Genomic DNA, 24,647 nt, shown 5'->3' with positions numbered 1-24,647 from the left:
ACACCATGACGAATAACGCCGATATTAAAAAAAGGAACTTCCTGACTCAGAATGAAATCGAGTCGCTACTAAAAGCCGCCGATAGCGGTCCCTACGCCGCACGTAATTATTGCCTGACGCTGCTGTGCTTCATCCATGGTCTGCGCGCCAGCGAGATCTGTCGCCTGCGAATATCCGATATCGACCTTGCTTCCCGCTGCGTTTATATCCATCGGCTAAAAAAGGGGTTCTCGACCACCCACCCTTTGCTGAATAAAGAGATCCACGCCCTAAAGCGCTGGCTGGCCATTCGCAACACCTGGCCGCAGGCCGCCAGCGAGTGGCTGTTTCTCTCCCGCAAAGGCAATCCTCTTTCCCGCCAGCAGTTCTATCAGATTATCGCCTCTTCTGGCGACCAGGCGGGATTGCCGCTGGAGATCCACCCGCACATGCTGCGTCACTCGTGTGGCTTTGCGTTGGCCAATATGGGTATCGATACCCGCCTGATCCAGGACTATCTCGGACACCGCAATATTCGCCATACCGTCTGGTATACCGCCAGCAACGCGGGACGCTTCTATGGTATCTGGGACAATACGCGCGACAAACAGCGCCTGTCGCTGCTTCAGTAAGCCTGACGCCACGGATGGCGTTGTACCGCGTTGCGGGGAAATTAAATATCAATAAATTAACCCTCGGTTAATTATGATTACTGTTCCCGCAAGTTCTTATTTAATCCTGCGGTCACCTCGTTCAATTAACCCTGCATAAATTCCGGTTTTGCCGTGACTATTTATTGTTGGCTCAAAATCCATCCCGCTATTTTTAAAATCTATCGTTTGAAAAAAACCTTTTATTTTATGCACATGCTATGAAACCCGAGCAGATCTATTGTGGCCTTACTTAAAATCTCTAAAATTAAGAATTATCGCCAGGCGATATTTTGACTGGCTGTAAATATAATATGCTATCTATGCGTGGTTAATCGCCTTCACCTTGTACCGTTCTCGCATTCCGGATCTTTTCCGTCATGGCGTATGGTTTCGCCATGACGACCCCTCACATCTTTTTCAGGAGCAACTATTGTGAACCGACGTCGTTTTCTTACCGCCAAAGAAGTTCAGGCTATGATGCAGGCCGCGCGTCAGGGCGCCACCGGCGAGCGGGACTACTGCCTCATCCTGCTCGCCTTTCGCCACGGGATGCGCATCAGCGAACTGCTGGATCTGCACTATCACGATCTGGATCTACGGGAAGGCCGGGTCAATGTGCGGCGGTTGAAGAACGGTTTTTCGACTATTCACCCGCTGCGCTTTGATGAACGTGAGGCTATTGAGCGCTGGAGTCAGGTCCGCGCCGGCTGGAAAGCGGCGGCCAAAACCGACGCGCTGTTTATCTCCCGTCGCGGTACCCCGCTCTCACGCCAGCAGGCATATCGTATTATTCGCGCCGCCGGGGAAAAGGCAGGTACCGTAACGCAGACCCACCCCCATATGCTGCGTCACGCCTGCGGCTACGAACTGGCGGAAAGAGGGACAGATACCCGTTTGATCCAGGATTATCTCGGTCATCGTAATATTCGACACACGGTGCGCTACACCGCCAGCAATGCGGCGCGTTTTGCCGGAATATGGGAAAGAAATAATCTTATTGGAGAAAACAATGCGGAAGCGGGAATTGATACAACCGATTGAATTTAATTAAAAAAATAAACCGTGAACAGGTCAATTGGGGCCAAACTGTTTATATCATAAAAATGTTTTGACATATTTTGCAACTCACCACGCCATATTTCTGCAAAAAAATTCATAATCATCTGATTTTAAATCATTTTTAAAACATCAATTACGCACTTTTCTCACCCTGACCTCCCGGGGCATCGACGCGCCTTCGCCAGCGGCATCGCTCTTCCTTTCGCACTCCGCCAACAACCACAGATGAAATATCCACACAAACCACATTTATCAGAATTTAACACCATAAAACAGGCGTAATTAAACGGCATTCAGTTCATTTATCTCAACGAGTCAAAATGGCCCCAATTGTCTCATCGGTTGGGCGAAAACTGTGCAGAGCCGGCAGCCGGACCACTCGGCTGAAATCTGAAATGCCTGGAAGGCACAACGGCTGCCAATCCGGTTCGTTATTTCGACATCGTTCAAAGGAAAACAGTATGAAAATCAAAACACTGGCAATGATTGTTGTGTCAGCCCTGTCTCTGAGCTCCGCGGCGGCCCTGGCCGATACCACCACGGTTAACGGCGGGACCGTCCATTTTAAAGGGGAAGTCGTTAACGCGGCCTGTGCGGTAGATGCCGGCTCTATCGATCAAACCGTCCAGTTGGGCCAGGTGCGTTCCGCGAAACTGGCCACGGCGGGGAGCACCAGTTCGTCCGTCGGTTTCAACATTCAGCTGGATGATTGCGACACCACGGTAGCAACCAAAGCGTCCGTCGCCTTCGCCGGTACGGCTATCGACAGCAGCAATACCACCGTTCTGGCGCTGCAAAACTCTGCCGCCGGCAGCGCGACCAACGTCGGCGTACAGATCCTCGACAACACCGGCACGCCGCTGGCGCTGGACGGCGCCACCTTCAGCGCAGCCACCACCCTGAATGACGGCACCAACATCATTCCGTTCCAGGCGCGTTACTACGCCACTGGCGCCGCGACCGCCGGTATCGCGAACGCGGACGCCACCTTCAAAGTGCAGTACGAGTAAGGCAACCATCAGGCAAGGAAGCCATCCGGGCCAGGAGGGCCCGCGCTTAATTTTGCAACCGGGGTGAAACGATGCAGGGAATGAAATCGGGTCTGCTACTGCTGCTGCCTCCGCTGGCGCTGGCCGGTAATCAGTGGAACGTCACGCTGCCGGGAGGGAGCATGCGCTTTCAGGGCCTGATCATGGCCAGTTCCTGCCGCGTTGAAGCCGGCGATCGGCAGATGACGGTCCATCTGGGACAGATCAGCAGTAACCGATTTCACGACGTGGGCGAAGACAGCAACCCGATCCCTTTCGCGATTCATTTACAGGATTGCAGTACGGCGGTCAGCCAGCATGTCGGGGTGGCATTTCACGGCGTGGCTGACGGCAAAAACCCCGATGTGCTGTCGGTGGGCGAAGGCCCGGGGATCGCCAGCGGGATAGGCATTGCGCTGTTCGACAGTCAGGGCCAGCAGCTGCCCCTCAATCGTCCGCCGGATCGCTGGGTGCCGCTCTACCGCGGACCGACGACGCTAAATTTCGTCGCCAAATATCGGGCGACCGGACGCCAGGTCACCGGCGGGGCGGCCAACGCCCAGGCCTGGTTCTCATTAACCTACCAGTAATCAACCCGCAGACCAGCAGGACAACACCGTGAGCAGACAAGAAGATAATGTGAGAAAAACGGCAACGACGATACGCGGCATACTGACGGGATGTGCGCTTTTCGCCGCCGGCGCGTTGAGCGCCAGCGCGCACGCGGGCGTCGCGCTGGGCGCGACCCGGGTCATCTACCCGGCGGGTCAGAAACAGGTCCAGCTGGCGGTCACCAATAACGACGACAACAGCACCTGGCTTATTCAGTCATGGGTGGAAAATGCCGATGGGCAGCGAGACGGCCGGTTTGTTATCACTCCCCCCCTGTTTGCCATGCAGGGCAAAAAAGAGAACACCCTGCGCATTATCGACGCGACCAATAACCAGCTGCCGCAGGATCGGGAAAGCCTGTTCTGGATGAACGTGAAGGCCATTCCTTCAATGGATAAATCGAAGCTCAGCGACAACACCCTCCAGTTGGCGATTATCAGCCGCATCAAGCTCTACTACCGACCGGCAAAACTGGCCCTGCCCCCGGATCAGGCGCCGGACAAGCTGACCTTTAGCCGCAACGGATCGTCGCTAACGCTGACTAATCCCACCCCCTATTACCTGACGGTGACCGAACTGAACGCCGGAACGCGCATTCTGGAAAACGCCCTGGTGCCGCCGATGGGCAAAACCAGCGTCAAGCTGCCCGCGGATGCCGGCAGCACCATCACCTATCGCACCATTAACGATTACGGCGCGCTGACGCCGAAAATGAATGGCGTACTGCGTTAACTCTGGTGTGCCCCGCCGCGCGGGCCACGCTGCGCATGACCAGAAGCACTGACTGCCGGGCAACGTCGGACCGGAGGGATTATGTCACATCGAAAATATGGACTGGACCATGGGGGTCGCCCAAGCGCCCGGCGCCTGATTACGCCGGCGCTGACGCTGTGGCTCTGCTCGCAGCCGTTTGCCGCACAGGCGGACCTCTATTTTAACCCCCGCTTTTTAGCTGACGATCCGGCGGCGGTGGCAGACCTGTCGGGATTTGAAAAAGGCCAGGAGGTCCCGCCGGGCACCTATCGCGTCGATATTTACCTCAATAACGGCTATATGACTACCCGGGACGTTACTTTCCAGGCCGACGCGCAGGGCCATGGCCTGTCGCCCTGCCTGACCCGCGGCCAGCTGGCGAGCATGGGGGTGGATACCGGACGGGTGACGGGCATGGCGGCCCTGGACAGTAAGGCCTGCGTGCCGCTAACGACGCTCATCAGCGAAGCCACCACCCGCTTCGATGTCGGCCAGCAGCGCCTGTATCTCACCGTACCCCAGGCGTTTATGGGCAGCCACGCCCGCGGCTATATTCCGCCGGAGCTATGGGATAACGGCATCACCGCCGGGCTGATTAACTATAACTTCACCGGCAATAACGTTCATAACGCCACCGGGGGGAACAGCCGTTACGCCTATCTAAATCTGCAGAGCGGGCTGAACCTCGGCGCCTGGCGCCTGCGCGATAACAGCACCTGGAGTTACAGCAGCGGCGGCAGCGCCTCATCCAATGAGAACCGCTGGCAGCACGTCAACAGCTGGCTTGAGCGGGACATCATTCCCCTGCGGTCGCGGCTTACCCTCGGGGATAGCTACACCAACGGCGATGTCTTCGACGGGATCAACTTCCGCGGCGCGCAGCTGGCCTCCGATGACAATATGCTGCCGGACAGCCAGAAAGGCTTCGCGCCGGTGATCCACGGGATCGCCCGCGGCACCGCGCAGGTGTCAGTCAAACAAAACGGCTACGAAATCTACCAGAGCACGGTGCCGCCGGGGCCGTTTACCATCGACGATCTCTACGCCGCGGGCAACGGTGGCGATCTGCAGGTCACCATTAAAGAAGCGGATGGCACCCGCCAGGTCTTCAGCGTGCCCTGGTCAACGGTGCCGGTGCTGCAGCGCGAAGGCCATACCCGCTTCGCCCTCTCCGCCGGGGAGTACCGCAGCGGCAACAGCCAGCAGGAAACGCCCGATTTTTTCCAGAGCACGGCCATGCATGGCCTGCCGGCCGGCTGGACCCTGTACGGCGGCGCCCAGATGGCGGACCGCTATCGCGCCTTTAACCTCGGGGTGGGGAAAAACATGGGCTATTTCGGCGCCTTGTCGCTGGATATCACCCAGGCCAACGCCACCCTGCCTGACGACAGCGAGCATCAGGGACAGTCGGTGCGCTTTCTCTATAACAAGTCACTGGATGAGACCGGCACCAACCTGCAGCTGGTGGGCTACCGCTACTCCACCCGCGGCTACTATAACTTTGCCGATACCACCTACCGCCGGATGAGCGGCTACAGCGTGGAAACTCAGGACGGGGTTATCCAGGTGAAACCCAAATTTACCGACTACTACAATCTGGCTTACAGCAAACGCGGCAAGGTGCAACTGAGCGTGACCCAACAGCTGGGGCGCACCGCCACCCTCTATCTGAGCGGCAGCCACCAGACTTACTGGGGCACCGACGATGCCGATGAGCAACTGCAGGCCGGCCTCAACGCCGCCGTAGACGATATCAACTGGTCGCTAAGCTACAGCCTGACGAAAAACGCCTGGCAGCAGGGACGCGATCAGATGCTGGCGGTTAACGTCAATATCCCCTTCAGCCACTGGCTGCGCTCCGATAGCCGTTCGGTCTGGCGGCACGCCAGCGCCAGCTACAGCCTGTCGCACGATCTCAATGGCCGCATGACCAATCTGGCGGGCCTGTACGGCACCCTGCTGGATGACAACAACCTCAGCTATAGCGTGCAAACCGGCTATGCCGGCGGCGGCAACGGCGACAACGGGAGCACCGGCTATACCGCGCTCAACTACCGCGGCGGCTACGGCAACGCCAACGTCGGCTACAGCCGCAGCGATGGCTTTAAACAGCTTTACTACGGGGTCAGCGGCGGCGTGCTGGCGCACGCCAACGGCATCACCTTGAGCCAGCCGCTGAACGATACCGTGGTGCTGGTGAAAGCCCCCGGTGCCGGCGGCGTGAAGGTGGAAAACCAGACCGGGGTACGCACCGACTGGCGCGGATATGCCGTCCTGCCGTATGCCACCGAGTATCGCGAAAACCGGGTCGCGCTGGACACCAATACCCTGGCGGACAATGTCGACCTTGACGATGCGGTGGTCAGCGTGGTGCCTACTCATGGGGCGATCGTCCGCGCCAGCTTTAACGCCCAGGTGGGGATGAAGATCCTGATGACGCTGACCCATCGCGGCAAACCGGTGCCGTTTGGCGCCCTCGCCACCAGCGACAGCAACCGGAGCGGCAGCATCGTCGCGGATAACGGTCAGGTCTACCTCAGCGGGATGCCGCTGGCGGGTAAGGTGCGGGTGAAATGGGGCGATGGCGCCGACGCCCAGTGCGTGGCCGATTATCGTCTGCCGCCGGAGAGCCGGCAGCAGGCGCTCAGCCAGCTGTCCGTCGCGTGTCGCTAAGGAGATGATGATGAGAACACCGCAGTATCTGCTGGGCGCCCTGCTCACGCTGGCCGCGCCGCTGGCCTTCGCTGCCGACAGCACGATCGCCATCAGCGGCTATGTGCGCGACAACGCCTGCGCGGTGGCCGGAGAGTCGAAGGAGTTCACCGTCGATTTGCAGGACAACGCCGCGAAGCAGTTTTACGCCGTCGGGGCGACGACCCCGCCGGTGCCGTTCCGTATCGTGCTGTCGCCCTGCGGCACTTCCGTCACCGCGGTGAAGGTCGGCTTCACCGGCGTGGCGGACAGCGTCAATACCAGCCTGTTAAAACTCGACGCCGGCGCCTCGGCGGCGGCGGGAATGGGGGTGGAGATTCTCGACCAGCAGCAGTCCCGGCTGCCCGTCAATGCCCCGTCGTCAGCCATCGCCTGGACCACGCTGACGCCGGGCCAGACCAACATCCTGAACTTTTACGCCCGTCTGATGGCCACCCAGGTGCCCGTCACCGCCGGGCATGTCAATGCGACAGCGACATTCACCCTGGAATTTCAGTAAGCGGAGGCTGCAATGAAATGGACCCACGTGGGCTGGCTGCTGGCCGGCCTGTTAACCGCGAGCCCTTCCCTGCGGGCGGCCGATGTCACCCTCACCGTCAACGGGAAGGTGGTGGCCAGACCCTGCACGGTCTCCACCGTCAATGCCACCGTCGAGCTGGGCGATCTTTACACCTTCAGCCTGATCGGCGCGGGCTCGGCATCGGCCTGGCACAGCGTGGCGCTGGATCTCAGCAACTGCCCCGTCGGTACCTCACGGGTGAAGGCCACCTTCAGCGGGACCGCGGACAGCACCGGCTATTACAAAAACCAGGGGACGGCAGGCAATATTCAGCTCGAACTGCAGAGCGAGGACGGCGCCACGCTGAACAACGGCAGCAGCCAGTCGGTACAGGTGGATGAGGCCAGCCAGTCCGCCCGCTTCCCGCTGCAGGTCAGGGCCCTGTCGGTCAACGGCGGCGCCACGCAAGGCACCATTCAGGCGGTGATTAACGTCACCTATACCTACGCCTGAGCCAGGAGAGCATCATGATGAAAAAAATTATCCCTCTGTTCACCACCCTGTTGCTGCTGGGCTGGTCGATAAACGCCTGGTCCTTCGCCTGCAAAACGGCCACCGGCGCGACGATCCCCATCGGCGGCGGCTCAGCCAATGTCTACGTTAACCTGACCCCGGCGGTCAACGTCGGGCAAAACCTGGTGGTCGACCTCTCCACGCAGATTTTTTGCCATAACGACTATCCGGAAACGATCACTGACTACGTGACCCTGCAGCGCGGATCCGCCTATGGCGGCGTGCTGTCGAGTTTCTCTGGCACCGTGAAATATAACGGCACCTCTTACCCCTTCCCGACCACCACGGAAACGGCACGGGTGATTTACGATTCACGGACCGATAAGCCCTGGCCCGCCGTCCTGTATCTGACGCCGGTCAGCACCGCAGGCGGGGTGGCGATCGCCGCAGGATCGTTAATCGCGGTGCTGATCCTGCATCAGACCAACAACTACAATAGCGACTCCTTCCAGTTCATCTGGAACATCTACGCCAATAACGACGTGGTGGTCCCCACCGGCGGCTGCGATGTCTCTGCCCGCGATGTCACCGTCACCCTCCCCGACTACCCGGGCTCCATGGCCGTGCCGCTCACCGTGCACTGCGCGCAAAGCCAGCAGCTGGGGTATTACCTCTCCGGCACCACCGCGGATAGCGCCAACGCGATCTTCACCAATACCGCCTCCGCCTCACCGGCGCAGGGGATAGGCGTTCAGCTGACCCGCAACGGCAGCGCCGTGCCGGCGAACAGCACGGTCTCGCTGGGCACCGTCGGAACCTCGCCGGTCAATCTCGGCCTGACGGCGACCTACGCCCGGACCACAGGCCAGGTGACCGCCGGTAATGTGCAGTCGATCATCGGCATTACCTTTGTCTATCAATGATGACCGATGACATCCTCTCTTCCTGCTCGCTGGCCGCCCGGGGGTTGAACCAGCGGATGCTGAACGCGGCGAAGCGGCTGGCGGGGGTAAAAAAGCGGGTGGAATATCACCCGCATATGGTCCCTCGCTTTCCGCACAGGCAGCCGCCTCGTTCATCAGCAAACTCACGGTCGGCGTTTGAACAGGCATGGGGGGAAGCGATGAGTGACTAATGGCGCGGATGCGCTGGCGAGTGAAAAGCGCACCGGTTTACACCGGTGCCGGTACGTCAGGCGCGAATATCGTCGTATTCGCGGGTGTTATCGAATTCATGTTTGGCAAACGGGCAGAGTGGAATAATCTTCCGCTGCTCCTGGCGCATTTTTTCCACCACCTTCGCCACCAGCTGTTTCCCCACGCCCTGGCCTTTCAGGCTGGGATCGACATCGGTATGTTCGATAATGCTGAGGTGTTCGCCGGTGGGAACAAAAACAATCTCCGCGACCTGGTTACCCTGCGCGTCGTTAACATAAAATTTGTTGTGCCCTTCCAGTATGTCCATCTTCTCCTCGCTTATTTATGACGATATTGCAGAGCGCCGCTCGGGCAGGTATCGATCACCTTCACCACCGTCGCGACATCCACTTCATCCGGGATGATCCACGGCTTACGCTTGAGATTGAACAGCTTCGCGCTGCCGCGCACGCAGTTCCCGGAATGCTGACAGATCGCCGTATTAAAGTAGACGTCGATTTTCTCCCCGGTGTAGGCCCGGTAGCCGGCTTCCAGTAATTCCTTATCCATGACATTGCCTCGGTCTTGTTTTATGACTTTCAGGCTAAGCATAGTCCTCCCCGTGACGGCTGACTATGCGCAAGTCGGTAATGGGCCTCAGGAGAGGGATTTGGCGCATCCTCCCGCTCTTCCGGCGCGCACGGATCCCGCAGTCAACGAACGGTTGACTTTCATTCCCGCAACGAGGCGATTACACTCATGACACACTGGTAAGAGCACTCAGGGATGTTCCATTGAATCATATTGCCACCATAGCCCGCCCGGCGCGGCTACTGCTCGTCTTGCCGCTCACCGGCTGCTCACTCTCACCAGCGATCCCGGTATTGGGCGCCGCGTTCCCCGGCTGGTTTTTCTGCTTGTTGGGCGGCGCGTTTTTACTCATCCCCTGCCATATCCTGATTACCCGTAACGGCTGGCAGCCGCGCTTTTCTCCCCTGGTCTTCAGCTATGTCGCGCTGATGTTCCTGTTCGCCACGCTGCTGTGGTTTCTGTTTTTTGTTCACTGATCGCTTATGACTACTTCCCGCACTCCCCTGTTACGCAAGAAATGGCCTCTGCTGGCGCTGGTCCTCGCCGCCATCCTGGCGCTGATCCTGGTTATCTGGCAGTTGCAAACGTCGCCGGAGACCAATGACGCCTATGTCTATGCCGATACCATCGATGTGGTGCCCGAGGTCAGCGGACGCATCGTGGAGATGCCCATCCGCGATAACCAGCGGGTGAAAAAAGGCGATCTGCTGTTCCGCATCGACCCCCGTCCCTATCAGGCGATGCTCGATGACGCGAAAGCCAGGCTGACGACCCTCGACGCGCAGATTATGCTGACCCAGCGCACCATCAAAGCGCAGGAGTATAACGCCCAGTCGGTAGCGGCCGCCGTCGAGCGCGCCAGAGCGCTGGTCAAGCAGACCACCTCCACGCGCATCCGCCTTGAACCGCTGGTGCCGCAGGGGTTTGCCTCGCAGGAAGATCTCGATCAGGCGCGCACCGCCGAGAAAGCGGCGCGGGCGGAGCTGGAAGCCACGCTGCTGCAGGCCAGACAGGCCTCGGCGGCCGTGACCGGCGTGGATGCCATGGTGGCGCAACGCGCCGGGATCCTGGCGCAAATCGCCCTCGCCGAACTGCATCTGGAATTTACCGAAGTGCGCGCGCCGTTCAACGGCGTGGTAGTGGCGCTGAAAACCACCGTCGGCCAGTACGCCTCGGCGCTGAAGCCGGTCTTCACCCTGCTGGATGACGACCGCTGGTATGTGATCGCGAACTTCCGCGAGACCGATCTGAACAACGTGCGCCCCGGCGTGGCGGCGCGGATCACCGTGATGACCAACCACAACCGGACCTTTAACGGGGTGGTGGATTCGGTCGGCTCCGGGGTCCTGCCCGAAGGCGGGAGCGTCATCGAAGGCCTGCCGCTGATCCAGAAAAGCATTAACTGGGTCCACGTCTCGCAGCGCTTCCCGGTGAAAATCGCCGTCAGCGATCCCGATCCGGCTCTGTTCCGCATGGGCGCCTCGGCCAGCGCCGTGCTGCAGCCGTAGCCGGGCGACGCGATGTTTCCTCTCGCCCATTTTTTACGCCAGGAACTGCGCGACGCGCCGGGACGCGCCAGCTACACGCTGCGCCTGACGCTGAGCTGTGCGGTGCTCATCACCCTGTTCATGACCCTGCAGATCCCCTTCCTGGCCGTCGCGCTGATCGTCGTGTTCTACGTCAGCCAGCCTAACGTGTTGATGATTAAGTTAGTCAGCGTGGTCTTTTTTGTCACCGTCAGCGTGGCGCTCGGCGGCGTGCTGCTGATCATCAAGTGGACCTATGACTACCCGCTGATCCGCCTGGCGGCCTCCGTGGCGCTCTTTTTCTGCGCCATCTATCTGATGCGGGTGCTGGGCAAGCTGGGACTGGCCTTTTTCGTGGTGGCGCTGGCGGTGATTTACGCCCAAACCTTCCCGTCGATGACCAGCCAGAGCGAGATCCTGGTGCGGCTGCTGCTCTGGCTGTGGGTGGCGATTAACACCGCGATCCTTGTCACCCTGCTGGTCAACGCCTGTTTTCAGCAGGCCTTTCCCGGCAACCAGTTTAAGGCGCGTCTGGCGGAGATGCTGCAGTCGGTCGCCAGCCGGCTGGCGACCCCGGGCGGAGAAACGCCACCGACCTTCGGCGAGACCGCCGCGCAGTTCAACCAGCTGCAGTCGCTGTTCGCCCAGGCCTGCCGGGCGACGCCGGAGATCGCCGCCGATCCGCAGGCCTGGCGCTCGCGGCTGGCCGCCACCCTGCGCTGCTACCAGCTGGCGGCGCTGCTGCAAGCGGACGAGGCCGATAGCGACGATCGCCTGCTGCTGTCGCAGGCGGTACTCCAGCTGAAGAGCGCCCTTAGCGAGGGGCCGTTTGACGGCGCCATTCCCCCCCTGGCGCTCAGCGGCCGCGGCGCCAATCGCGCCGTTCTGCAGGAGATGGCTGCCCTTCTGCAGCAGCTGGCCCAGGGTGAGCCGGTGGCCCTGCCGCAGGGCGAGGTGGAAAAACCGCCTCTGCTGGCGCCGGACGCCTGGCGCAACCCGGCGTATCTCCATTTTGCGCTCAAGACCCTGCTGGCGACGCTAATCTGCTATGTCTTCTATACCGCTGCCGACTGGCAGGGGCTGCACACCATTATGCTGAGCTGCGTGATCGTCGCCCAGCCCGGGCTGGGCGCCACGATGCAGAAGACGTGGCTGCGCATCGGCGGCGCGCTGCTCGCCACTCTGCTGGCGCTGCTGTTAATCGTCTTTGTCCAGCCCTGGACCGACTCGCTGTCGGGGCTGCTGGCGATGTCCCTGCCGGTGCTGGCGCTGGCGGCCTGGATTGCCGCCGGCTCGGAGCGTATCGCCTACGCCGGGATCCAGATTGGTTTCACTTTTGCGCTGGCCTTCCTCAGCTGGTTTGGTCCGCTGACAAACCTCACCGAGCTGCGGGACCGGGTGCTGGGCATTCTGCTCGGGGTGCTGGTCTCCTCCATTGTCCATTTGTATCTCTGGCCGGACAGCGAAGCGCCGCAGCTGAAATCGCGCCTCGCCGGACTCTATCGCCGGCTGGCGGACTGCCTCGCCGCCCCGCACGATGCGGTGCCGCTGGCCCCTCTGTTTGTCGCCTTCACCGACAGCGAAGCGCTGATCCATCGGGTTCGCGCCGAACCGCTGGGCACGTATGCCCACCCCTGGCCCCAGGCGAAAGACTGGCCGATGCGCGCCACCCTCGCCCGGGCCGAGGAGATCGCCCGCCTTAGCGAAGGGTACCGGCTCAACGCCGCGCCGGGAGACCCGACCCTGACCCGCTGCGCCGAACAGCTGCGGCGCTACGCCGAACGTATCGAACAGGAGGCGACAGCGCCTGCCGAGCAGCTAGCCGCCGACCTGACTAACCCCTTTGGCCCGGCGCTGGCCGCCGCGCTGGCCGCCCTGCCCGACTGGGGCCCGACACCGATAGCGACTGAGCAACAGGCTAAAACGTCATGATGATCCTTCCTTTCTCCGCGCGGCTGCGCGGCACTCTCCTTACCCTGACGCTGACGTTGCTCAGCGGCTGCGCGCTGATCCAGGACGAGCCAGCCCAGGTCGCCATCGTCAATCCGCAGCAGGCCCAGCTGGCGCAGGTGATCCACCTGGCGAATAGCGACTGGCCGGCAGCCCGCTGGTGGGAGGCCTATGAGGATCCTCAGCTCAACATGCTGATCAACCGGGCGCTGCAGAACTCGCCGACCATGCAGGCCGCCCGGCTGCGCATCTCTCAGTCGCAGTCCACGGTGGAACTCGCCCAGTCGGCGATGGGCCTGCAGGCCACCGCCGTCGCGGCGCAAAATCGCCTGCGGATCACCGACAAATCCTTTAGCTGGCCCTACTCCTACTCCCTGCCGGTGGATAAGAACGGTCCCTGGTATACGCTGAACACCGTTGGCGTCGGGGCGCAGCTGAATATCGATCTCTGGGGAGCCGATCGCGCCCGGGTTGCCGCCGCCATTGGCGAGAAAAACGCCCGGCTGGCGGAGACCGCCGGCATTGAGCTCGACATCGCCAGCAGCGTGGCGCAGCTCTATTTCGCCATGCAGGCGACGTTCCAGAAAATCGCGCTGCTGCAGGACCTGGAAGGCATTGCCCAATTCTCGGTGGCGGCCCACGAGCACCGGACCCAACGCGGCGTGGAAGACAGTGTGGATGTGGCCAACGCCCAGGCCGAAAAGCTCGCCGCCCGCCAGCAGATCATCAGCGCCGAGGGGACGCTGACCCAGTATCGTGAAACCCTGCGGGCGCTGATCGGCGCCGATGCGCAGAGCATGCCGGCGATCCATCCGGTGGCGCTGCCTGCGCTCCAGGAGACGCTGCCGCCGTCGCTCTCTTTCGAGCTGCTGGCCCGCCGCCCGGACCTGCAGGCGCTGCGCGGGTATGTGACCGCCTCCCTGAGCCAGGTCGACGCGGCGAAAGCGGCGTTTTATCCTCATTTTGATATCAAAGCGTTCTGGGGCTATAACGCCCTGAGCGTCGGGGATCTGTTTAAGTCTTCTTTCCAGCAGATCAACCTGCTGCCTGGGCTCTATCTGCCGATCTTCGACGGCGGTCGTCTGAACGCCAATCTGCAGTCGGTGCGCACCGCCAGCAATATTCTGATCAAACAGTACAACCAGGCGGTACTGGACGCGGTTCGCGATGTCGCCATCAGCTCCAGCCAGCTTAACGACCTGAATCAGCAGCGCGCGCTGCAGCAGCTGAAGGTCACCGCGGCGCAGACCACCACCGACAGCGCTCGCGCCCATTATCAGCGCGGCCTGCTCAGCCGCTACGCCGCCGAAGAGGCCCGGCGGGCGGTCCTTGCCCAGCAGCTGTTGCTGCTGGATATTGAGGCCCAGCGGTTGAGCACCGACATTACCCTGATCAAAGCCCTGGGCGGCGGCTACCGCGGCCAGTAACAAAAATGCCTTCCCCGGAGGGGAAGCCATTAAACCGTCTTCAGGGATTGCCCGGCGGCGCTGCGCTTGCGCGGGCCTACGGCCAACCGCATAGCGGTTTGATATTGCCGTCTTTCGTAGGCCGGGTAAGGCGAAAGCCGCCACCCGGCAGAAATGCGGGCACAATAATGAAACAGGTTTGTCATCAGCCAGAATGCCTTCCCCGGTGGGGAAGGCATTAAACAGAAGACGCGGGGTTGATGCGCGGCGATTACACCAGGGCGCGCAGCTCTTCCCGCATGTAGGTGGAAAAGAATTCCGGATGCTTAATCACCAGCCGTTCGCCGGCGGCGACCCGTTCAGCCCACTCCGCCACTTTGTCGGTAAACCCGGCGCTCCAGCCTTGCTGCTGACCGCGCTCAGCGACGTCGGCCGGGCTGGCTGGCACGCCCAGCTCTTTCAAATATTTGAGAATTCCCTTCGCGGTACTTTCATCCATAGACTGTGGTACTGGCTCAGACGTATTCATACCACCAATGAAATCCAATGCTTTATCAATGACTGCTGGCATAGGTGTGTCCTTATATTAACCACATAGTAAACCTGACTACACTATGGACCGGAAAGCGACGTGATTTCAAAGAACACGCTCACGTTATGGGACATCGCGCATTCAGAAAAGGGGATTTTGCACTGCCGGGGCGGGGGTTGGACAAAAAACAAGCCGGTCCCGCGGGACCGGCCTGAGGATCGCGTCAGGCGTTGCTGACGGATTTTTGCGCACCGCTGGACTGACTGTTCTCCAGCATCCGGCGGACCGGGACAATCAGCACGGCCAGCACGGCGGCGCAGATCAGCAGCGCGATGGAGCAGCGGGCGAAGAGGTCCGGCAGCAGCGACAGCTGATCGGCCTTCACGTGACCGCCAATCAGGCCCGCCGCCAGGTTACCCAGCGCGCTGGCGCAGAACCACAGCCCCATCATCTGGCCGCGCATTCTCTCCGGCGCCAGCAGGGTCATGGTCGCCAGGCCAATCGGGCTCAGGCACAGTTCGCCGAGCGTCAGCATCAGGATGCTGCCCACTAGCCACAGCGGCGACACACCGGCCCCGCCGTTGTTCAGGACGTTCTGCGCCGCCAGCATCATCAGGCCAAAGCCCGCCGCCGCGCACAGGATGCCAATGACGAATTTGGTCATGCTGCCCGGACGAACGTTTTTACGCGCCAGCGCTGGCCACGCCCAGCTGAATACCGGTGCGAGGAGAATGATAAATAAGGCGTTAATCGACTGGAACCAGACCGCGGGGATCTCAAAATCGCCGATCATCCGGTTGGTATAGTCGTTAGCAAACAGGTTAAATGAGGTCGGTTTCTGTTCAAATGCCGACCAGAAAAAGGCCGCCGAAACCAGCAAAATAAAGCACACCAGCAGGCGCGCCCGCTCTTTACGGCTCAGGCCGGCGAAGACGAACAGCCAGATGAAATAGAGCGCTACGGAAGCGGCAATCACATAGACCAGCACGCTGGCCACCGCCACCGGGTTAATCACGATCGTGCCCAGGCTAATGAGCGTGACCAGCACAGCCACTCCCAGCGCCAGCGCCAGCAGCCACGCCCCAACGCCATTCTTTTTCGCCACCGGGCTGTTCCAGGTGGAATCGAGGCCGACCTCTGCGTCATAGCGCTTCATCGACGGCACGGCAAAGACACGGAAAATGATCAGCGCCACCAGCATCCCGATCCCCCCGATGCCGAAGCCCCAGTGCCAGCCATGGGATTTAATCAGCCAGCCGGAGATCAATGGCGCGATAAACGAGCCGATGTTGATCCCCATGTAGAACAACGAGAAACCGCCGTCGCGGCGCGCGTCGCCTTTTTTATACAGAGTGCCGACCATCACCGAGATACAGGTTTTAAACAACCCGGAACCGAGGACGATAAACATCAGGCCGATAAAGAACAGGTCGTTGCCCAGCCATGCCGACAGGGCGATCGACAGGTGCCCGAGGGCGATCAGAATCGAGCCGTACCAGACGGCGCGCTGCTGGCCAAGCCAGTTATCCGCCAGCCAGCCGCCCGGCAGCGCGGCCAGATACATACTGCCGGCAAAAATCCCGACGATCGCCGAGGCGTTCTCCCGCGCCAACCCCATTCCGCCGTCGTAAACCGTCGCCGCCATAAACAGGATCAGTAAGGGGCGGATGCCGTAAAACGAGAAGCGCTCCCACATTTCGGTGAAGAACAGGGAGCCCAGCGGATAAGGATGGCCGAAAAAGGTACGGCTTTCGTTTTTATTAACAGAGGAATGCATAAATTCTCCAGATAAGGTGCGCCGCAGCGCAAGTTAACCGTATAAAGCGGGCTGACGATTTATAATTTGTTTGTCTTAACATCAGAAGCGAGCATTTTTAACCATTTGATAACCATGCAGTGGTTTTGTCCAGCCCCTTACCTTCCCTTTTTAGATGAAAAGTCGACAAACATCTAGTTTTATAGATTTAATGTTCGCAAAAGCGCAAACGGCGTTGACATTATGCCATTGTAAAGAATACATAATTTTATTTATTAAAAACAGTAAGTTGATTGAGTAACAAAAGACAAAAACCGTCGGTGCAGGCAGGGCATATAACGACAGGAAAAGTAAGGGAAACGGGGCTGAGGAGGCAGAAATAGCGCTAAGGGAGAATATTGTTCAGCCATCCAGGTGTTTCACACCCGGAGAGCCTCCCGCGAGGCAGGATGCACATGGCTTGCCGGCTGCTACAGCCGGCGCCATTTTGCGCGCTATTTCACACGCTGCCCCGTCCGATCAATGACGCGCTCACCGTCTTCCTTCACGAAGGCGCCTTTTTGCGGCGCCGTCAGGATCTCCAGCACCACCTCTGACGGGCGGCAGAGCCGGGTGCCCCGCGGCGTCACCACGATCGGACGGTTGATCAGGATCGGATGCTGGAGCATAAAGTCGATTAACTGGTCATCTGTAAACCGGTCTTCCGCCAGGCCCAGCGCATCGTAGGGTTCGACGTTTTGCCGCAGCAGCGCCCGCACCGGGATCGCCATCGCGGCGATCAGCTGGCGTAGTTCATCACGCGACGGCGGCGTCTCCAGATAATAGATAATGGTGGGCTCAGCGCCGCTGTTGCGGATCAGCGCCAGGGTATTACGCGAGGTGCCGCATTCAGGGTTATGGTAAATGGTGATGCTCATAGCACGTTCTCATGGCTGATTGAAGGAGAGACGCAGCGCCAGCGCGGCCAGCGTTACCAGCAGCACCGGCAGGGTCATGATGATGCCGCAGCGGAAATAATACCCCCAACCGATGGTGATGTGCTTCTGCGTCAGCACATGCAGCCAGAGCAGCGTGGCCAGGCTACCAATCGGCGTGATTTTGGGCCCCAGATCGCAGCCGATGACGTTGGCATATATCATGGCCTCTTTGATCGTCCCTGTTGCCGCGCTGCCATCGATCGACAAGGCGCCGACCAGCACGCTGGGCATATTATTCATGATCGAAGAGAGGAAGGCCGACAGGATACCGGTGCCCAGCGTCGCGGCCCAGAGCCCGCGCTCCGCCAGCATGTTCAGCACCGTGGTCAGATAATCCGTTAATCCGGCGTTTCGCAGGCCATACACCACCAGATACATCCCCAGCGAGAAGATCACAATCTGCCATGGGGCGCCGCGCAGCACCTTGCCGGTGTTTATCACCCGCCCGCGCTTCGCGACAGCAAACAGGATCCCCGCTCCCGGCGCCGCGATGGCGCTGACCGGGATCCCCAGCGGGTCAAGAACGAAAAAGCCGACCAGCAACAACAGCAGCACGCCCCAGCCGGTGCGGAACGTCGCCGTATCTTTTATCGCCGTGGCCGGTGCTTTCAGTAACGCCATATCCCAGGCCGGCGGGATATCCTTGCGAAAGAACAGGTGCAGCATCGCCAGGGTGGAGAGGATCGCCGCGAGATCGACCGGTACCATCACCGAAGCGTACTCCCTGAAGCCAATGGCAAAGAAATCTGCCGAAACGATATTCACCAGATTCGACACCACCAGCGGCAGGCTGGCGGTATCGGCAATAAACCCGGCTGCCATGACAAAGGCCAGCATCGTTCCCTTACTGAACCCCAGCGCCCGCAGCATGGCAATTACGATGGGCGTGAGGATCAGCGCCGCGCCGTCGTTGGCAAACAGCGCCGCCACCGCCGCACCGAGCAGGATAATCCAGGTAAACAGCAGACGACCCCGCCCTCTTCCCCAGCGGGAAACGTGTAGCGCGGCCCATTCAAAAAAGCCGGATTCGTCGAGCAGCAGGCTGATAATGATAACGGCGATAAACGTGGCGGTCGCATTCCAGACGATATGCCACACCACCGGGATATCGGCTAGTTGTACTCCACCGGTGGCCAGCGCCAGCGCCGCGCCAAAGGCCGCGCTCCAGCCGATCCCTAAACCCCGCGGCTGCCAGATCACCAGCACCAGGGTCAGGACAAAAATCGCACCTGCCAGCAACATTCTTCCTCCCACCAATCACATTCGAAAAATCATATATGTTAAGATAAATTTTTTACCGACAACCCGGCCCGCCAGTCAGTCTGCTGACCATCAGCCGCACCTCGTCCTGCTGACTTAGCCAGACCTGCTCAATCACCTGCGCCGCCCAGGCCGGCATCTGCGGAGAGAGGCGATAATGGACCCACTTACCCTGTTTTCGATCCAGCAGCAGCCCGCTCTCCCGCAGCATTGCCAGATGGCGGGAGATCTTGGGCTGGGACTGGGCGAGTGCCGTACAGAGATCGCACACGCACAGCTCTCCCCGCGCCTTGAGCAACAGCACGATCCCCAGCCGGGTTTCATCGGCGAGGTTTTTGAACAGTTGCAGGGGCAATAAAGACATGGTTTCTCCTCAAGCGTGACGGACAGCATACGGGACCACGAACAAAGATCAATACGCATTCGAAAAAACATATGTGTTTTCACAGCCGCGATAAATCTCCATACCGTTGCAACATGTGCCTCCTGCTCAATAGCACGCAAAAATGCCGCGTTTTCTTTTAACCATCATCGAAATGTGTCAGGCTGAAGATCCCATCGGATTGACAGGGTTTTCAGGATGAGTACGATTTATGTGGTTGTTTTAACGTATATAAAACCGCTCGAAGAGATTGACAGCGCGATCCCCGCCCACGTCGAATGGCTCAAAAAAGGCTATGCTGACGGCCTCTTTCTCACCTCCGGCCGCCGTATTCCCCGCACCGGCGGGGTGATTCTGGCGAAATGCGACAGCCGGGAAATTCTGGAATCGCGTCTGAGCCAGGATCCCTTCCAGCAGCTGGGTCTCGCCCATACGGAGATTATCCCCTTTGAGGCCAGCATGGCGTCCCCCGCGCTGCAGTCGCTGTTATAAGCCTGTTCCGGAGGAAACATGCAGCCATCCTTTCACTGGATTAATGAACCAGCCGAGTGGCGCCGCGATGCCGACAGCCTGACGGTGGTCACCGATAAGCATACCGATTTCTGGCGTCATACCTGGTATGGCTTCGAGCGCTTCTCCGGCCATCTTTATGCCGCTGAGGTGGAGGGCGATTTTACCCTGCAGGCAAAAATCTGTGCGGATTTCACCACGCTTTACGACCAGGCCGGGCTGATGATGATGGCGGACGAGCAGACCTGGCTGAAGGCGGGAATTGAATTCAATGACGATGCCCCGGCCATCGGCAGCGTACTGACGCTGAATCACTCCGACTGGGCCACCGGGCTTTTTCCCGGCGACCCACGCACCTTCTGGCTGCGTCTGACCCGCAAAGGCGATGCGTTAAGGCTGCAATATTCGACTGACGGCGAGCGCTGGCCGCTGCTGCGTCTGGGCTACTTTCCGCCAGGCCCGGTGAAAGCCGGCGTCATGTGCTGCTCACCGGAGCGCGGCGGACTGGCGGTTGCGTTTCTGGATATTCAGCTTTCCCCGCCGCTGGACAAGGCGCTGCACGATCTGAGCTGAACGCTAGTGGGAAGACCCGACTTTCTCTTCATCCTGGGGGCCAGGATTGCAGGGTTCGCGGGTGCCGGGCAGGTAAAAATGGCCATGCTCATCGGGATCGGTGCCGCCCGGGCACCCTGCCCGCCCCGAGGAGTTATCGCTACTGCCGCCGTCCGAACCGTTGCCGCCGTCGGCGCCCGATATTACCGACTGGCCGTGATGACCATGCGCTGCAGTAGCTGAAAACGCCACCAGCGCGAACACACAGACCATTAAGCGTCTGCCCATTGCTGCCTCTCCCTTAGTGAAATTCCCCGCCCATCGCGTTGACAATGGGATAAGCCGTTGCACCGCGATAAAAAACCGCTTTATCCGCAGGGAGTATAGGGTTAAGGCAGAGGGAAAGACAGGGCCGGCGCCTTCAGACATTTCGCACGCAAAACAGCCTTCATTCCGCGGTATGCGCTATCAGAAAATCAATCAGGGCTTTCACTCTTTCGGACGCTGACATTCACGCGGTCTCCCCGGCGCTGGCACGCTTTGGCCGTGAAGCGATTACCAACGACCTCTGGCAACGTGACGCCCTGTCTGCCCGCGACCGCAGCATCGTGACTGTGGCCATGCTGATTGCCCACAACCAGCCAGGCGAGCTTAAGCACTATATTGAAGTCGCTCTCGATAGCGGCGTGACGCCAGCGGAAGTATCAGAGATCATTACCCATCTGGCGTTCTACTCAGGTTGGCCCAATGCGATGTCAGCCGTCAGGGTGACCAAAGCGATCTTTGCAGCCCGCGGCATCACGACAGAGGCCCTGCCCGCCGCCTCGCCAACGCTGCTGCCTCTCAATGAACAGGTAGAGAAACAGCGTGCAGACACCGTGGAGAAAAATGTCGGTCCCATTTCGCCTGGCCTGGTTAAATTTACCGCCGACCCGCTGTTTCTCGACCTCTGGCAACGGCCCGCGCTTACGCCCCGCGACAGAAGCCTGGTGACGGTCAGCGCGTTAATCGCCGCCGGACAGAGCGCGCAGATTGGCTACCACCTAAACAGAGCGATGGATAATGGGCTTTCGGCTGAAGAGGCCGGAGAAGTGGTCGCCCAGGCGGCGTTCTACGCGGGATGGCCAAATGCGTTTACCGCTGCTCCTGTGGTCGGTGAGGTGTTGCGATCGCGCGAGAGCAAAGCTGAATAAAAAAGGATAAAGGACAGGAAAGCTGTCCTTTATTTATCGTTAATAGTTAGCTTAAAGGTAGCACGAGGGCTTTCGATTAAATCTCGCGGAAAGGACATAAACGGTCTATCGACGCGTGGAGACTTCGATCGTGAGTCTGTTCACATCGCTCATTGAGAAAATTTCCGTTCCGTATGCCGTCATGAGTCTCATCCTTTGAAAGCCGCGATCGCTGTGGCGAGACTGTAGCGCGGACATGTCTATTTGGTCAGAGATCGCCATCTCAATTCAGCTACTACACTTAATTTATTTTATCTTAAATATCAATGTATTGTGTTGTTAATTTAATATAAGTTGATGTTATAGCAATCGCTATACCGGCTCCTTAGTCATGACTGACCTGGCCACACCGCATATCGCAAGAATTTGCTCTCTCAGCCAGCGGTGACCGGGGTCGCGTTCCATTCTTGGGTGCCACATCTGCGATACCGTAATACGACGGCTTTTGAACGGCAGCTCGAAAACGTGTACCTGGTCCGTTACCTGCTGATTGAGTAAATAGAGTGCGGGTATCATGGCGATAAGATCCGATTCCAACGCCACGGACAGTGCTGTCGGAAATCCCGGTACGACGCTCGCAATTTTACGTTTTGTCCCCAGTTCGGCCAGCGCATCGTCAACGGATCCGTGCAACGCGCCCTCGGGTGACGCTACCACATGGCCCCAGGCGACATAATCACCCACGCCTATTTCTGCCTGCTTAGCCAACGGGTGCCCTTTACGCACGACGCCAACAAACCGATCCTCAAACAGTCGCTGCAGCCGTATTTCTGGCCCCATATTACTCTGAACGCCAATCTCCAGATCAACCAGCCCTTCCCGAAGATAGCGCGAGGTTTTTTCCGGCTTGGGCGCGAAGCGTATACAGACGTCCGGCGCGGCGTCGGCAACCGCTGCGATGAGCGCAGGCCCAAACGCCACCACAAAACCATCGTTTGCCCTGATGGTAAAAAGACGCGCCAGACTTCGCGCGCAGAACGTTTCAGTTGAGGGCTGCAATACTGCCCTGGCATCGTGCACTGCACGCCTGGCGCGATCCCGGGTCGCTTCGGCCCACGGGGTCAGTACCATGTTACGCCCGGCGCGCACCAGGATCGGGTCTCCTGTGACATCGCGTAACCTGCATAATGTCCGGCTCATGGCCGAGGTGCTGAGGTTCAGACGACGTGCCGCACCTGCGACACTCGCTTCACTCAGCAATATGTCGAGTGCTACCAGCAAATTAAAATCGGGATCAGACATTACCCTTTCTCCCAGCACATTAAGATAAGGCGTTTGATGCAACAATAAAGTGAAAATAGTGCGCCTTCCGCCCAATAAAAGCCATCTTTATAGTTTTGTCATCCATACACTCTTCTCAGAGGACAAATGATGACGCTCTTTTCCAGCCAACCCGGCGACGAAGGGCTGCCTGGCCCGGCGCGCGCACGGGTGATGGCCGCAATAATGACCACCACCTTAATGGGCGTGTTTGATGGCACCATGATCAACATTGCCCTGCCCTCAATGGCTCAGGAGATGCAGGTACCTGCCGGTATTGCCGTCTGGTTCGCCAACGGATATCTGCTGGCAGCTGCGATGACGCTGGCGATATTCGCGGCGCTTGCGGCCCGTCTGGGTTATCGCCCCGTATTTCTGGCGGGCCTGACGACCTTTACCCTGACATCACTGGGTTGCGCGCTGGCGAATAAGCCCGAAGTGCTTATCGGTATGCGCGTGCTTCAGGGGATCGGCGGCGCGGCGACGCTGAGTATTGCCCCCGCAATACTCAGATCCGTATTTCCCGGACGATTACTTGGCCGCATTCTGGGGTTCCATGCCCTGCTCATTGCCTCCAGCTCCGCTATCGGCCCGGTATTGGGCGGTACGATCCTTCACACCCTGAGCTGGCAATGGCTGTTTGCGATAAACGTTCTTCCCGGCACCCTCGCCTTACTGCTGGCGGTCAGAGCGCTGCCGCGGGATACGATTCGTATGCAGGCGCCCTTCGACACCCTGGGCGCCATTTTGTCGGCGCTGCTGTTGGGTTCGACGATCATGGCGGCGAACAGCCTACAGAACGCTACTTCTCAATTCGGCAGCCTTTGCTGGATGGCTCTCGCTGCGCTGAGCGGCATGGCTTTTATCTGGCAAATCCGCCGCACGGGTCATCCCTTACTGCCGCCGAGCATGTTTAAAAATGAACGTTTTACCCTCGCGGCCTTCACGTCGATGATTGCTTTTGTCAGCCAGGGGATCACCTTTATTGCGCTACCCTTCCTGTTTCAGAGCGAATACGGCTACAGTCCGGTAGTGTCTGCCCTGCTGTTTACGCCGTGGCCGTTAGGGATCGTGCTGATTGCGCCGCATGCAGGCCGTTGGGCGGACACGATATCAGCCCCGGCGATATCCACCCTGGGGCTGGTGATTTTTGTCGTCGGTTTGATCCTGCTGGCGACGTTACCCGCCTGCCCTTCAATGTGGGATATCTGCCTGCGAAGTCTGGTGTGCGGAATAGGGTTTGGCTGCTTTCAGAGTCCCAATAACCGAGAAATGCTCTCAAACGTTATTCGTGAGCACGCGAGTTATGCGTCCGGTGTTTTATCCATTATGCGCACTTTCGGGCAGTGCCTGGGAGCCGCCGCCGTAGGCGTTCTGCTGGCAGCAGATGAAAGGTCAATTCATGTTGCGCTGTGGAGCGCCGCCGCGGCCTCTGCGGTATCGGTCGTCGTCAGCGCGAGCCGGTTGCGTAAAATCACTCATCCTGCGGAAACAGGATAAGTGCGAAAATATCACTAAACGCTACTACTCCAGCGCCAGCAACGCAAAACGCCGATCCCGCAACCAAAGAGGAGTCCTCCGTCGGAGTTCAATAGACTAACAGAATGCTATAACTTCTTATTTATCAAGGGAAAATTGAGTTGGGTAGACGTCAGAAGACTTGAGTTTGGAGCGGGCGAAGGGAATCGAACCCTCGTATAGAGCTTGGGAAGCTCTCGTTCTACCATTGAACTACGCCCGCGAAGAGGTGCGAAAAGCATTATAGCCCT

The 24,647-nt window shown here is 59.3% G+C and carries 26 protein-coding genes, 1 tRNA gene and 1 pseudogene; 18 read left to right on the top strand and 10 right to left on the bottom strand.

The window, feature by feature from the left end; translation table 11 throughout:
• The first annotated feature begins 5 nt into the window (after positions 1-5).
• The 10 genes from fimB (at position 6) to ACLH1U_RS07550 (ending at position 8,943) form a co-directional block, all read left to right on the top strand.
• Complete coding sequence (fimB, locus tag ACLH1U_RS07595; protein ID WP_023290937.1) at positions 6-611, top strand: type 1 fimbria switch DNA invertase FimB; 606 nt, start codon at positions 6-8, stop codon at positions 609-611.
• Between the two features lie 453 nt (positions 612-1,064).
• Entirely contained in the window at positions 1,065-1,673 is a 609-nt protein-coding gene (fimE, locus tag ACLH1U_RS07590) for a type 1 fimbria switch DNA invertase FimE (RefSeq protein ID WP_032454002.1), read from the top strand.
• 479 nt (positions 1,674-2,152) lie between these two features.
• Positions 2,153-2,701 (top strand): type 1 fimbrial major subunit FimA, encoded by a 549-nt coding sequence (gene fimA, locus ACLH1U_RS07585; protein ID WP_004205364.1) that lies wholly within the window; start codon positions 2,153-2,155, stop codon positions 2,699-2,701.
• A 71-nt stretch (positions 2,702-2,772) separates the two neighbouring features.
• Complete coding sequence (locus ACLH1U_RS07580; protein ID WP_049013341.1) at positions 2,773-3,309, top strand: fimbrial protein; 537 nt, start codon at positions 2,773-2,775, stop codon at positions 3,307-3,309.
• 70 nt (positions 3,310-3,379) lie between these two features.
• Positions 3,380-4,063 (top strand): fimbria/pilus periplasmic chaperone, encoded by a 684-nt coding sequence (locus ACLH1U_RS07575; protein ID WP_369821209.1) that lies wholly within the window; start codon positions 3,380-3,382, stop codon positions 4,061-4,063.
• 81 nt (positions 4,064-4,144) lie between these two features.
• A complete protein-coding gene (locus tag ACLH1U_RS07570) occupies positions 4,145-6,757 on the top strand; it encodes a fimbrial biogenesis usher protein (protein WP_121936590.1) in 2,613 nt (870 codons plus the stop codon).
• 10 nt (positions 6,758-6,767) lie between these two features.
• Entirely contained in the window at positions 6,768-7,295 is a 528-nt protein-coding gene (locus ACLH1U_RS07565) for a fimbrial protein (RefSeq protein ID WP_023290941.1), read from the top strand.
• 27 nt (positions 7,296-7,322) lie between these two features.
• Positions 7,323-7,808: a fimbrial protein gene (locus ACLH1U_RS07560; RefSeq protein WP_072199039.1), complete on the top strand. Its 486-nt coding sequence runs from the start codon at positions 7,323-7,325 to the stop codon at positions 7,806-7,808.
• Between the two features lie 17 nt (positions 7,809-7,825).
• Positions 7,826-8,731, top strand: a complete 906-nt coding sequence (locus tag ACLH1U_RS07555) for a fimbrial protein (RefSeq protein ID WP_275256842.1) — start codon at positions 7,826-7,828, stop codon at positions 8,729-8,731.
• Entirely contained in the window at positions 8,728-8,943 is a 216-nt protein-coding gene (locus ACLH1U_RS07550; RefSeq protein ID WP_368764148.1) for a hypothetical protein, read from the top strand. Before ACLH1U_RS07555 ends, ACLH1U_RS07550 begins: the two co-directional genes overlap by 4 nt.
• 56 nt (positions 8,944-8,999) lie before the next feature.
• Here ACLH1U_RS07550 and ACLH1U_RS07545 read toward each other — a convergent pair whose 3' ends face one another.
• On the bottom strand, positions 9,000-9,272 hold the full coding sequence (locus tag ACLH1U_RS07545; RefSeq protein WP_105490971.1) for a GNAT family N-acetyltransferase: 273 nt from the start codon (positions 9,270-9,272) through the stop codon (positions 9,000-9,002).
• Between the two features lie 11 nt (positions 9,273-9,283).
• Complete coding sequence (gene yjdI, locus ACLH1U_RS07540) at positions 9,284-9,514, bottom strand: 4Fe-4S mono-cluster protein YjdI (protein WP_004205354.1); 231 nt, start codon at positions 9,512-9,514, stop codon at positions 9,284-9,286.
• A gap of 224 nt (positions 9,515-9,738) precedes the next feature.
• Between yjdI and ACLH1U_RS07535 the strand changes: the two genes are divergently transcribed.
• The 4 genes from ACLH1U_RS07535 to ACLH1U_RS07520 are packed head-to-tail and all read left to right on the top strand — an operon-like array spanning position 9,739 to position 14,438.
• Positions 9,739-10,011, top strand: coding sequence for a YtcA family lipoprotein (locus ACLH1U_RS07535; protein WP_032454006.1), 273 nt, complete (start codon positions 9,739-9,741; stop codon positions 10,009-10,011).
• Positions 10,012-10,017: 6 nt separating this feature from the next.
• Positions 10,018-11,043, top strand: coding sequence for a multidrug transporter subunit MdtN (gene mdtN / locus ACLH1U_RS07530; RefSeq protein ID WP_023290946.1), 1,026 nt, complete (start codon positions 10,018-10,020; stop codon positions 11,041-11,043).
• A gap of 12 nt (positions 11,044-11,055) precedes the next feature.
• A complete protein-coding gene (gene mdtO / locus ACLH1U_RS07525) occupies positions 11,056-12,993 on the top strand; it encodes a multidrug efflux transporter permease subunit MdtO (protein ID WP_048298233.1) in 1,938 nt (645 codons plus the stop codon).
• The gene (locus ACLH1U_RS07520; RefSeq protein ID WP_032454015.1) at positions 12,990-14,438 is read left to right on the top strand and encodes an MdtP family multidrug efflux transporter outer membrane subunit; all 1,449 of its coding nucleotides are present in this window, start codon (positions 12,990-12,992) and stop codon (positions 14,436-14,438) included. The genes mdtO and ACLH1U_RS07520 overlap by 4 nt, the downstream gene beginning before the upstream one ends.
• Positions 14,439-14,688: 250 nt before the next feature.
• Here the strand turns inward: ACLH1U_RS07520 and ACLH1U_RS07515 are convergent, their stop codons facing one another.
• The 5 genes from ACLH1U_RS07515 to ACLH1U_RS07495 form a co-directional block, all read right to left on the bottom strand.
• Positions 14,689-14,988, bottom strand: a complete 300-nt coding sequence (locus ACLH1U_RS07515) for a DUF1889 family protein (protein ID WP_004205347.1) — start codon at positions 14,986-14,988, stop codon at positions 14,689-14,691.
• A 184-nt stretch (positions 14,989-15,172) separates the two neighbouring features.
• Complete coding sequence (locus ACLH1U_RS07510; RefSeq protein ID WP_032454016.1) at positions 15,173-16,726, bottom strand: peptide MFS transporter; 1,554 nt, start codon at positions 16,724-16,726, stop codon at positions 15,173-15,175.
• A 473-nt stretch (positions 16,727-17,199) separates the two neighbouring features.
• The gene (gene arsC / locus ACLH1U_RS07505; RefSeq protein WP_032454017.1) at positions 17,200-17,622 is read right to left on the bottom strand and encodes a glutaredoxin-dependent arsenate reductase; all 423 of its coding nucleotides are present in this window, start codon (positions 17,620-17,622) and stop codon (positions 17,200-17,202) included.
• 9 nt (positions 17,623-17,631) lie between these two features.
• Positions 17,632-18,924 (bottom strand): arsenic transporter, encoded by a 1,293-nt coding sequence (locus ACLH1U_RS07500; protein ID WP_072420566.1) that lies wholly within the window; start codon positions 18,922-18,924, stop codon positions 17,632-17,634.
• A 52-nt stretch (positions 18,925-18,976) separates the two neighbouring features.
• Entirely contained in the window at positions 18,977-19,306 is a 330-nt protein-coding gene (locus tag ACLH1U_RS07495; protein ID WP_032454019.1) for a metalloregulator ArsR/SmtB family transcription factor, read from the bottom strand.
• A gap of 216 nt (positions 19,307-19,522) precedes the next feature.
• Here ACLH1U_RS07495 and ACLH1U_RS07490 point away from each other — a divergent pair, with 216 nt between their 5' ends.
• Complete coding sequence (locus tag ACLH1U_RS07490; RefSeq protein ID WP_048298243.1) at positions 19,523-19,816, top strand: YciI family protein; 294 nt, start codon at positions 19,523-19,525, stop codon at positions 19,814-19,816.
• A gap of 18 nt (positions 19,817-19,834) precedes the next feature.
• Positions 19,835-20,407: a DUF1349 domain-containing protein gene (locus ACLH1U_RS07485; RefSeq protein ID WP_085551383.1), complete on the top strand. Its 573-nt coding sequence runs from the start codon at positions 19,835-19,837 to the stop codon at positions 20,405-20,407.
• A gap of 3 nt (positions 20,408-20,410) precedes the next feature.
• On the opposite strand, the gene ACLH1U_RS07480 is transcribed toward ACLH1U_RS07485, so the two are convergent.
• Positions 20,411-20,674 (bottom strand): hypothetical protein, encoded by a 264-nt coding sequence (locus tag ACLH1U_RS07480; protein ID WP_101862167.1) that lies wholly within the window; start codon positions 20,672-20,674, stop codon positions 20,411-20,413.
• A gap of 203 nt (positions 20,675-20,877) precedes the next feature.
• Between ACLH1U_RS07480 and ACLH1U_RS07475 the strand changes: the two are divergent.
• Positions 20,878-21,579, top strand: a pseudogene (locus ACLH1U_RS07475) (carboxymuconolactone decarboxylase family protein); the annotation flags it as partial.
• A 351-nt stretch (positions 21,580-21,930) separates the two neighbouring features.
• Here ACLH1U_RS07475 and ACLH1U_RS07470 read toward each other — a convergent pair.
• A complete protein-coding gene (locus tag ACLH1U_RS07470) occupies positions 21,931-22,860 on the bottom strand; it encodes a LysR family transcriptional regulator (protein WP_101862168.1) in 930 nt (309 codons plus the stop codon).
• Between the two features lie 129 nt (positions 22,861-22,989).
• Here ACLH1U_RS07470 and ACLH1U_RS07465 point away from each other — a divergent pair, with 129 nt between their 5' ends.
• A complete protein-coding gene (locus ACLH1U_RS07465) occupies positions 22,990-24,378 on the top strand; it encodes an MFS transporter (protein WP_411299195.1) in 1,389 nt (462 codons plus the stop codon).
• Between the two features lie 167 nt (positions 24,379-24,545).
• Here the strand turns inward: ACLH1U_RS07465 and ACLH1U_RS07460 are convergent.
• Positions 24,546-24,619: transfer RNA gene (locus ACLH1U_RS07460), tRNA-Gly, on the bottom strand.
• Positions 24,620-24,647 lie beyond the last annotated feature (28 nt).

The sequence above is a fragment of the Klebsiella sp. 1SOBk5mer genome (genome assembly GCF_046603115.1).
Taxonomy (GTDB): Bacteria; Pseudomonadota; Gammaproteobacteria; order Enterobacterales; family Enterobacteriaceae; genus Klebsiella; species Klebsiella quasipneumoniae.
The sequence above is the reverse complement of the archived record's forward strand: the minus strand, read 5'-3'. Positions and strand labels throughout refer to the sequence as shown.

Bases quoted from the DNA above. Each gene is read 5' to 3' on its own strand.
- fimA (WP_004205364.1), top strand. From the start codon at position 2,153: ATGAAAATCAAAACACTGGCAATGATTGTTGTGTCAGCCCTGTCTCTG.
- ACLH1U_RS07490 (WP_048298243.1), top strand. From the start codon at position 19,523: ATGAGTACGATTTATGTGGTTGTTTTAACGTATATAAAACCGCTCGAA.
- arsC (WP_032454017.1), bottom strand. From the start codon at position 17,622: ATGAGCATCACCATTTACCATAACCCTGAATGCGGCACCTCGCGTAAT.
- ACLH1U_RS07550 (WP_368764148.1), top strand. From the start codon at position 8,728: ATGATGACCGATGACATCCTCTCTTCCTGCTCGCTGGCCGCCCGGGGG.
- ACLH1U_RS07465 (WP_411299195.1), top strand. From the start codon at position 22,990: ATGACGCTCTTTTCCAGCCAACCCGGCGACGAAGGGCTGCCTGGCCCG.
- ACLH1U_RS07520 (WP_032454015.1), top strand. From the start codon at position 12,990: ATGATGATCCTTCCTTTCTCCGCGCGGCTGCGCGGCACTCTCCTTACC.
- yjdI (WP_004205354.1), bottom strand. From the start codon at position 9,514: ATGGATAAGGAATTACTGGAAGCCGGCTACCGGGCCTACACCGGGGAG.
- mdtN (WP_023290946.1), top strand. From the start codon at position 10,018: ATGACTACTTCCCGCACTCCCCTGTTACGCAAGAAATGGCCTCTGCTG.
- fimB (WP_023290937.1), top strand. From the start codon at position 6: ATGACGAATAACGCCGATATTAAAAAAAGGAACTTCCTGACTCAGAAT.
- ACLH1U_RS07500 (WP_072420566.1), bottom strand. From the start codon at position 18,924: ATGTTGCTGGCAGGTGCGATTTTTGTCCTGACCCTGGTGCTGGTGATC.
- ACLH1U_RS07555 (WP_275256842.1), top strand. From the start codon at position 7,826: ATGAAAAAAATTATCCCTCTGTTCACCACCCTGTTGCTGCTGGGCTGG.
- ACLH1U_RS07485 (WP_085551383.1), top strand. From the start codon at position 19,835: ATGCAGCCATCCTTTCACTGGATTAATGAACCAGCCGAGTGGCGCCGC.
- ACLH1U_RS07480 (WP_101862167.1), bottom strand. From the start codon at position 20,674: ATGGGCAGACGCTTAATGGTCTGTGTGTTCGCGCTGGTGGCGTTTTCA.
- ACLH1U_RS07565 (WP_023290941.1), top strand. From the start codon at position 6,768: ATGAGAACACCGCAGTATCTGCTGGGCGCCCTGCTCACGCTGGCCGCG.
- ACLH1U_RS07545 (WP_105490971.1), bottom strand. From the start codon at position 9,272: ATGGACATACTGGAAGGGCACAACAAATTTTATGTTAACGACGCGCAG.
- ACLH1U_RS07580 (WP_049013341.1), top strand. From the start codon at position 2,773: ATGCAGGGAATGAAATCGGGTCTGCTACTGCTGCTGCCTCCGCTGGCG.
- ACLH1U_RS07495 (WP_032454019.1), bottom strand. From the start codon at position 19,306: ATGTCTTTATTGCCCCTGCAACTGTTCAAAAACCTCGCCGATGAAACC.
- ACLH1U_RS07515 (WP_004205347.1), bottom strand. From the start codon at position 14,988: ATGCCAGCAGTCATTGATAAAGCATTGGATTTCATTGGTGGTATGAAT.
- ACLH1U_RS07570 (WP_121936590.1), top strand. From the start codon at position 4,145: ATGTCACATCGAAAATATGGACTGGACCATGGGGGTCGCCCAAGCGCC.
- mdtO (WP_048298233.1), top strand. From the start codon at position 11,056: ATGTTTCCTCTCGCCCATTTTTTACGCCAGGAACTGCGCGACGCGCCG.
- ACLH1U_RS07470 (WP_101862168.1), bottom strand. From the start codon at position 22,860: ATGTCTGATCCCGATTTTAATTTGCTGGTAGCACTCGACATATTGCTG.
- ACLH1U_RS07510 (WP_032454016.1), bottom strand. From the start codon at position 16,726: ATGCATTCCTCTGTTAATAAAAACGAAAGCCGTACCTTTTTCGGCCAT.